This window comes from Actinomadura rubrisoli, from assembly GCF_004349215.1.
GTDB classification, from domain to species: Bacteria; Actinomycetota; Actinomycetes; order Streptosporangiales; family Streptosporangiaceae; genus Spirillospora; species Spirillospora rubrisoli.
The window spans coordinates 1-8166 of sequence record NZ_SMKU01000386.1 but is presented as its reverse complement, the minus strand read 5'-3'; the positions used below and the strand labels follow the sequence as shown (position 1 = coordinate 8166).

General features: G+C 70.8%; 4 protein-coding genes and 1 pseudogene. 2 read left to right on the top strand and 3 right to left on the bottom strand.

Annotated elements, in window-relative coordinates; translation table 11 throughout:
- The first annotated feature begins 197 nt into the window (after nt 1-197).
- Together E1298_RS40415 and E1298_RS40410 are read left to right on the top strand one after the other, a co-directional pair.
- The gene (locus E1298_RS40415; RefSeq protein WP_131902671.1) at nt 198-554 is read left to right on the top strand and encodes a nucleotide pyrophosphohydrolase; all 357 of its coding nucleotides are present in this window, start codon (nt 198-200) and stop codon (nt 552-554) included.
- Nucleotides 555-1468: 914 nt separating this feature from the next.
- Nucleotides 1469-1867: pseudogene (locus E1298_RS40410) on the top strand (DUF262 domain-containing protein); the annotation flags it as partial.
- A gap of 90 nt (nt 1868-1957) precedes the next feature.
- Here E1298_RS40410 and E1298_RS40405 read toward each other — a convergent pair.
- From E1298_RS40405 to pglZ, 3 genes are read right to left on the bottom strand one after another with little or no spacing between them, the layout of a single operon-like run.
- Nucleotides 1958-4045 (bottom strand): DEAD/DEAH box helicase, encoded by a 2088-nt coding sequence (locus E1298_RS40405; protein WP_131902670.1) that lies wholly within the window; start codon nt 4043-4045, stop codon nt 1958-1960.
- Nucleotides 4045-5394: a BREX system ATP-binding protein BrxD gene (gene brxD, locus E1298_RS40400; protein ID WP_424923201.1), complete on the bottom strand. Its 1350-nt coding sequence runs from the start codon at nt 5392-5394 to the stop codon at nt 4045-4047. Before brxD ends, E1298_RS40405 begins: the two co-directional genes overlap by 1 nt.
- Before the next feature lie 8 nt (nt 5395-5402).
- A complete protein-coding gene (pglZ, locus tag E1298_RS40395) occupies nt 5403-8045 on the bottom strand; it encodes a BREX-2 system phosphatase PglZ (protein WP_131902668.1) in 2643 nt (880 codons plus the stop codon).
- Nucleotides 8046-8166: the final 121 nt, after the last annotated feature.

Genomic DNA, 8166 nt, shown 5'->3' with positions numbered 1-8166 from the left:
GCCCACCACGGCCCCGCCCGCCAGGAACCGGCGCCGGTCGAACCCGGCGCCCGTGATCTCGGTGTTCATCCGCCCTTTCTGGCGCCCCCCGCTGACCTGCACCGCACCAGCGCACGTCCGCCCGATGACCACCACCCGAACGTTCCCCGGCCCACGCTCCACGGCCGCGCCGAGGCGAGGACCGTACGCTGGCTCAGGTGACGAGCATCGAGCACCTGGCGGAACGGCAGCGGGCGTTCGCCGCCGAACGGGACTGGGAGCAGTTCCACACCCCGAAGAACCTGGCGATGGCGCTCGCCGGTGAGGCGGGCGAGCTGCTGGCCGAGTTCCAGTGGCTGACTCCCGAAGAATCCACGAAGGTCATGGACGACCCGGACGCCGGGAACCGGGTGAAGTCCGAGCTGGCCGACGTCTTCCTCTACCTGACCCGCCTGGCCGACGTCCTGGGCATCGACCCGATCCAGGCCGCGCACGCCAAGCTGGACGAAGGCGAACGCCGCTACGACGCCGCCACCTACCGCGGCTCGGCCCGCAAAGCACCCCCACTGACATGACCCGAATGTCTCACCGTTGGCGCCTTCTCCATAGGTCGGTGAGGCGCACCTCTTCCCGATCGTGGCGCAGAAAGATCACTGCACCACTGATGAGGAATCCCGCGGCTCCTATGGCGAAGACCACACTGAACGGCAGAGTCCCATACTTCTGACCTTCAAGGTCCCTCCACGTAGCCGGCCCCGTGGGCGTCCCGCCCACGGGGCCGTGGTCTCACGGATCAGGGAATGGGGCACGGCGGGATGATGGGAGCGCAGTCTTCACAGGCCCTCACAGCAGCACCGTCAGGCGTGATTCCCACCTGGACCCGAGGCAGGGGAAACCGTTTATGGCACACCACGCATGCCTGACCGAGACGCTGAAGGACCGTCAGAGGCGCAGGATCGAAGATCACCGCGTTAGGCGCATAGTCGGCTCTGGCTAGCCAGACGCGCCTGTGGCGACGGCGAGCATTTCTGTCTCCCGTTCCGCGGGGTGTCGCAGGTGGTACTTGCCAGACGACAAGGAGCAACGCCAGAGATCATGCGCCGTCGGACTGAAATAGTAAAGACCTTTTTCGGTTACCGGCGGCTACGGTACGTCGCCATCGGCGGCCGATGACACCGACTGAAAGATCAACTACTGGTTGATTCACAGTAAAGACCGCTGATCGGAGCGGAGCACACACCGCAATCCGGGTACGCCGCGTCGAAAATTCACGACCGACCGCAACTCAGGGTTATGTGACGCACATCACACCATAACCTCGCAAGGCCTCGTCCGCCCCTGCGCCTCGGCATCGACCTGGGAGCACCGTCCGGCCGGCCGCCATCTTCCGCTCCTTCACCTCGGCACATATCGCGGTTCGGCAGCAGCGGAATCATTATTCGGCCATACTGAGCGTAATCATCTCGGCACCGCCCGGAGGACGCCCGGAATGCAGGCTCACGAAGTCGCCTTCTTCAAGCTCATCGAGGGCGACAAGCAGTTCCAGATCCCGCTCTACCAGCGCACCTACAGCTGGCGGCACAAGGAATGGACGCGGCTGTGGGCCGACGTGCTGGAACAGGTCGAGATCATCGCGGCCGGGGAGGACCGCACCCCGCATTTCATCGGCTCCGTCGTCCTGGCCCCGGGGACGATGTCGGCCGGGGACATCCAGCGCTGGCTCGTCGTCGACGGGCAGCAGCGGCTGACGACCCTCCTGCTCGCGTGCTGCGCGCTCCGGGATCGTCTCAAGGAGATCGCGCCGCGCGAAGCCGAACGGATTCGCAAGCAGTATCTCGTCAACGAGTTCCGTGACGGCGCGGAGCGCTTCCGCCTGCTCCCCACCCAGGCCGACCGCGAGGCTCGCACGACGCGCAGACGCTCAAGGGCCCGGACGGCCTCCAGCCGCTCGTGCCGGTTCTCGGCCGCCAAAGGGAGATCAGGTCAGGGTGGTGAAGCGGTGAGGTTCCGCCAGGGCCTGGGCCGCGTGGTCGAGGTCCGCGAGGCGAGCGGCGAGGGTCGCCCGGGCGAGGTGGCGGGGCAGGGCGGTGGAGAACTTAAGACCGTGCATGGCACGCTCGTCCACTTCCGGTAGGACGAGGTGATCCGCAAGCTCTCCGATCGCCGTCCGCCAACTCTCCGGACGCAGGTCCTCACGCAGTCGGACGTAGGTGCCGGAAATGCGCTGGACCGGGTCGGCGAGGCCGGACAGTGTCGCCTTGAGCGTGGCGTTGGCGCGGTCACCGGCCCACGTCCACCAGCGGAGGTCACCCGACCGGCTGCGGCTGATCACGGACCCACCCGGGTGGACGGTGAATCCGAGGTCGTCCCGGGCGCGGACGAGGGCCGCCCGCGCACGTCTTGTGAAGGCGACGGGCGGGTCGTCGCCGAGGAGGACGTCGCGGGCGGCGCGGGCGAGCTCGAATGAGACGAGGCCGGTGCCGGCGCCGATCCACCCGGCCCTGCCTCCCCCGTCAGCGGGCTCGACGAAGCACCGGCGGCGTTTCCAGTCGATCCAGGTGACGCGCCAGCTATGGCCGCCGAGGAGGAGCAACCGGGGACCGACTACGCGCTCGGTCAGCAGCATGGGGTCGGTGCGGCCCACTTCGGTGCGGCCGTTCAGGACGGTGAACTGTGGTGCGGCCGTGAACACGGCCGTCAGGTCGCGGAAATGGATGCGGCCGAAGCGCTTTTCCGCTTCGGGACCGATGAACAGCATCCCGCCGTCGGAGTCGAGATAGCCCTGTTCCACCAGATGGCGGACGATGGGGGCGGCGGACGCGCCGAACGGCGGTAGCCCGTCCCACCATTCGGGCCAGAGCCTCTCCCCCACCTGGTGCTCTTGCAGGCAGAGGGCGAGAAGCTGCTGCGCGACGATGTGGCGCGGCTCGGGCGGCGGGGCGACCGGTTCGACGAAGCCACGGCTCCACTGCAGCAGCAGGGCGGCGGTGGAGAGGACGTCCTCGTGGCCGAGGGCGAGGAGCAGGCAGTTGCGGCTGGTGCCGGGGCGACGGCCGGTGCGGCCGAGCCGCTGCAGGAACGACGCGACGGAGCCGGGCGAGTTGACCTGGACCACCCGGTCGAGGTCGCCGACGTCGAGGCCGAGTTCCAGCGTGGAGGTGGCGACGATGACGCAGTCGCGCGCCTCGGCGAAGGCATGCTCGGCGCGCCGGCGCTCGTCGAGGGACAGAGAGGCATGGGAGAGGAAGGTGGTGACGCCGAGCGCGCGCAGCGCGGCGCCGAGCTGCTCGACGATGCGGCGGGAGTCGCAGAACACCAGTCGTTTCTCGCCGCGGTGCAGCGCCGAGATCACCTTGGCCGCGTTCTCGACGGAGCCGACGTGGTCGAGTTCGACGGCGGGTGCGGACGCCGGACCGGGCTCGGGTGCGATGACCTTCCCGGGACGGCGTGCCGCTCCCGACCCTTGAAGCCAGGTCAGCAGGTCTGCGGGGTTTCCGACGGTCGCCGACAAGCCGACGCGCTGGACGGGCCTGCCCGCGACGCGGGTGAGCCGTTCGAGGACGGCGAGCAGGTGCCAGCCGCGGTCGTCCCCGGCGAACGCGTGCACCTCGTCCACGACGACGGCGCGCAGGCCGCGGAAGAAGGCGCGGTGCTCCACCTTGACGCTGACGAGCATCGACTCGAGCGATTCGGGTGTGGTCAGCAGGATGTCGGGCGGATCGGCGAGGATGCGCCGACGGCGCGGCTGGGTGGTGTCGCCGTGCCAGAGCGCCGCTCGGCGGCCGGTCCACGCGGCGTAGGTCTCCAGGCGCGGCAGGAGATTGTTGAGCAGCGCCTTCAGCGGGCAGACGTACAAGACGGAAAGGCCCGTCCAGTTCGCCGACGCCATGGCGGAGAGCAGGGGGAACACGGCCGCCTCGGTCTTGCCGCCGGCGGTGGGCGCGAGCAGCAGGGCGTCCGAGCCGTCCAGGACGGGCCCGATCGCGGACTCCTGGAGGGGGCGCAGCGCCGGCCAGCCGAGCACGTTGACGATGTGATGCACCAAAGAGGGGTGCAGGTCGCGCATCACAGGTCGAGTTCCACCTCGTCGGCGCCGGAGGCACGCACGGCCGGAGCGGCGGCGTTGCGTTCCACCTCCGTCAGCTCCGACGAGGTCAGTGTGAGCCGGTAGTCGCGCCGAGGGTCGAAGTCGTCGAGATAGTCGATCCGGTCGAGGACGTCCGCGACGAGCTTGCGCAGGAAGACGCGGGGCGCGACGCCTACCTGGCCGCCGAGTCCGCCGGTGACGGACCGGGCGAGGTCGGCCAGGTACGTGTCGTCGACGAGGGTGGTGACGCGGTCGGGATGCCGGGCGCCCGCCTGGAAGAGGTCGCGGGCCTTCCCTCCCAGCTCGATGAGCTTGGGCAGATCGAAGCCGGTGAGTCTCAGCTGGATGGCGCGGGGCGAGTCGAAGCGCGGGTCGGTGGAGAAGTCGGTGGCGAGCCGCTGGGCAAGGGGTGGGAGGCGCTGGACGCCCTGCTGCCCATCGAAGAACGCGGGGGTGCCCGTGATGACGAGGAAAAGGCCGGGGAAGCGGCCGCCGTCGACCTCGTCGATGAGCTGCCGGAGAGCGTTGAGGGCCTTCTCCCGCACGTCCGACCGGACGCGCTGGAGCGTCTCGATCTCGTCGAGGACCACCAGCAGCCCGGGGTGTCCGCAGTCGCGCAGCACGGTCAGCAGCCCCTGCAGGAATCCGAGCGCGCCGAAATGGTCGAGGTCTCCGCGGATTCCGGCGGCGCGCTTGGCGCTCGCGGCGACGTTGGGCTGGCCGCCGACCCAGGCCAGCAGCGCCTCGGCGGTGGCGTGGTCGTCGGCGCGCCGTGCCCGCCGGTAACCGCGCAGCGCCGCGGCGAACGCCGGAGTGGTGCGGGCGACGTCGGCGAGGCGCCGTTCCATCAGCTCGTCGACTCCGGCGCCGAGCGCGTCGAAGTCCGGCCGTCCCTCGGGATCGAGGGGGACGGTGCCGGCCGCGAGCACCTCCTCCTCCAGCGTGAAGAACCACGCCTCGACCACGTCGCGGAGCGCGCTCGGCGGGTAGGACGCGGTGGACAGCCGCTCAACGAGCCGACGGTAGACCGTTTCCAGCCGGTGCAGCGGGGTCTCGGTCTCGGAGATCTGGATCTCGGTGGCGGCCATGCCGCGGCGCTTGGCGCGCTCGGCGAGCCAGCGGGCGAAGAAGGTCTTGCCCGAGCCGTACTCGCCGCGGATGGCCTTGAACACCGCGCCGCCCGAGACGACGGTGGACAGCTCGTCGTCGATCGCGGTCTCGAACCGCCCGAGCCCCACCGCGAACAGGTCCAGACCCGCCTGCGGCACGGTTCCCCGCCGCAGGGAGTCCACGACCTCCCGGCGGCGGACGGCGCTGACCGCTCCCACCGGCGTCATCAGCCGCCGCCACCGAGGAACTGCTCGCGCAGGAGCGGCAGGTCGAGAGCGACGGTCCGGCCGGTGTCGGTGATGGAGAGCACCTGGTAGCCGTCGACGTTGAGAAGTCTCACCACGGTGGAAACGTATCCGTGCATGCGGGCGGGAAGCTGCCCGGCACGCTGAGCGGCCACCGAGAGCGGCAGCTTCCCGCCGGACTCGGCGAGCGCGTCGATGAGCGCGGCGAGCCCGCGGTCGTCGACCGGCGTGCGGACGAACTCGCGCTGGGCCGCGAACAGCCCCGATTCGACGACACGCGCGCCGATGCCGTCCGTCCGGTCATCGGCTGGGGACCGGCCGTCCATTTCCGTGACCTCGAACAGGGCTTGTCCGGCGGGTTCCTTGGCGGGAGCACGCCGCGTGACCGCCTCTGCGGGTGCTGGTGGTTTCGGTGTGAAGGGCGTCCACCAGACGGGTTCGTGCATAGCCGGGTTGTAGGTCTCCCACCCCTCCGGTACGAGCTGTTCGGACGGCACGAGGACCACGATCGGGATGACCATCTCGGCCAGGGACACGCCCCCGTGGTAGCCCTCCTTGCGTGCGTTGTAGCGGATGCGCTCGTTCCACGGCACCACTACGGCGTCCCCGGCGGTGAGCACCCGCGGCCCCGAAACCGCGATCTCGCCCTTCCCCGGTCGGCCCGTGCGGTAGCGGGCGGCCTCGGCCTTGGTGGTGATGGTGGCGTCCCCGCGGTCGAGGACGTGACCGTGGTCGGAGGTGAGGACGATCGGCCGGCCCGCGTGCCAGGCGGCGTCGAGCAGGGTGCCGAGCCCGGCGATGCCGCTCGCGTGCCAGTCGGCGCCGCCGTCGGCTCGACCTTTGTCGAGGCTGTCGTCCACGGCGTTGAGGACGACTCCGACGACCGTGGTCCGGTCGGCGACCGCCGCCCTGACCTCGTCGCTGACGCCGTCCCTGACGTCGGCCTTATGGAACAGCGCCGTCCTCCGGGAGGTCCAGAAGTCGCGGAAGCCGCGCAGTTCCTCGGACTGCTGCCCGGCCCGCAGCTCCCCGCTGAGCAGCGAGGTCCGGGAGAACGTGGTGACCGAGGGGATGGTGGCCAGCGCGCCCTCACGTCCCTCCGCGCGCCGCCCTGTCTCGGTCCACCGGCCGCCCTGCGTGATCTCGGCGGCGATCTCGCCGGCGATCGCGGCGGTCATGCCGTCGACGACCACGATCAGCGGTGCCGCCTCGGCGGCCACCGGACGTGCGATGGCCTCCAACAGATTCTCCACCAGGACGAGTTCGGTGGCTTCGCCGGAGACGCCGCTCCAGGCGGCCAGCCGTTCGGCGAACGCCTTGTCGAAGTCGTCGCGGCGGGCGCGCACGGCGTCGAGGAGCCGGGCGTAGCCGTCGTGGCCGCTGTACCGGATCCGGATGACGGCGCGGTCGACCCAGGCCCCGTCCCGTACATGCCGGTCGACGTGCTCGCGCAGGGAGCCCGACGGCTCGGCCGGGCGCGCCAGCCACCGGACGAGCCGTGCTGCCATCTCGGCCGTCGCGGTCTCGGGGCGGAGGTCGTGCAGATGATGGCCGACGAGTTCGGCCAGGGCGGTGTCCACTGCCGCCACGTCGGCCGGCAGCGGGTCGGGGACGGCCGCCGCGACCGCCTTGAGCAGGGATCCCAGGCGCAGCAGGTACCCCGCCTCCAGGACGCGGCTGGCCCCGGCCAGATCTCCGGCTTGCAGCTCCTCGAGAAGTGCCTGGGCCCGTTCGAGGACCGCCCGTGCCCGCGCCTCGTCCCCATCGATCCAGCGCAGCAGCAGCGACTCGGACGCCTCCGCGAGGGCGGTCAGCGCGGCGTGGTCCGGCAGCTCGCCGCCGAAGAGCCGCTCGGCGCGGACCTGCGCGGCGAGTACCGCCTGCCTCCGGTCCTTCCTCCCGAAGAGGACCCCGGTGATCAGGCCGACCGCGATCGCGTCCGGTCCGCGCCCGGACGCGACGAGACGGAACAGGACCTTCGCGACGGGGCCCATGCTGCGGGCGAGCCACTCGCTGATGCCGCGCTGCTCCTGCTCCGCGAGAGCGCAGAAGCGGGACACGGCGGCGATGTCCTGCGACCATTCCAGGAGGCTGGCCGCGTCGGTGGCGCCGCCGAGACCGAGGCGGGCCGCCGTGATCTCGCCGAGCGCGGTGTCGAGGTCGAGCAGCGCGCCCTTGATCTTGGGCCAGCCGCCGTCGGGCTGGGCCTCCAGCAGCGCGTCCGGGAGCCAGGCGTTGTCGGACGCGGTGAGCCGGGCGTCCAGCTGTTTCGCGCCGAAAGCGTGCCTGACCAGGTCCCACCGGTTGACGGCTATGACGCGGTGCCCGATCGCGTGTGCGAGGAGGGAGTCTCCGAGTTCCCGCTCTTCGAAGGACGAGAGCACGACGAGGTAGTCGCCGGTCTTGGCCGAGACCGCGTCCAGGATGCCGAGCAGCGAGGTGCACGGTGCCACCTGGACGGTCACGCCGTCGACGTCGATGCGGTCCGGGTCGCGCCACTCCGCCGCCGCGCGCAGGAACAGCGTGCCGCCTTCGGGGGCGTGGCGCCTGGCCCGCCGTACTTCGGCGCTCACGATGCCGGGAGTGGCGACCGGCGCGGACCGGCGGACGGATGTCGAGGTCATCGCAGGCTCCGCCAGGTGATCTGGAACTCGCTGTCCGGGGCCTTGGCCATGTCCTCACGGATCCGCGTGATGACCTGGTCCAGTCTCTCGGCCGGCACCTGGGCCTCGCCGGAAACCCGGG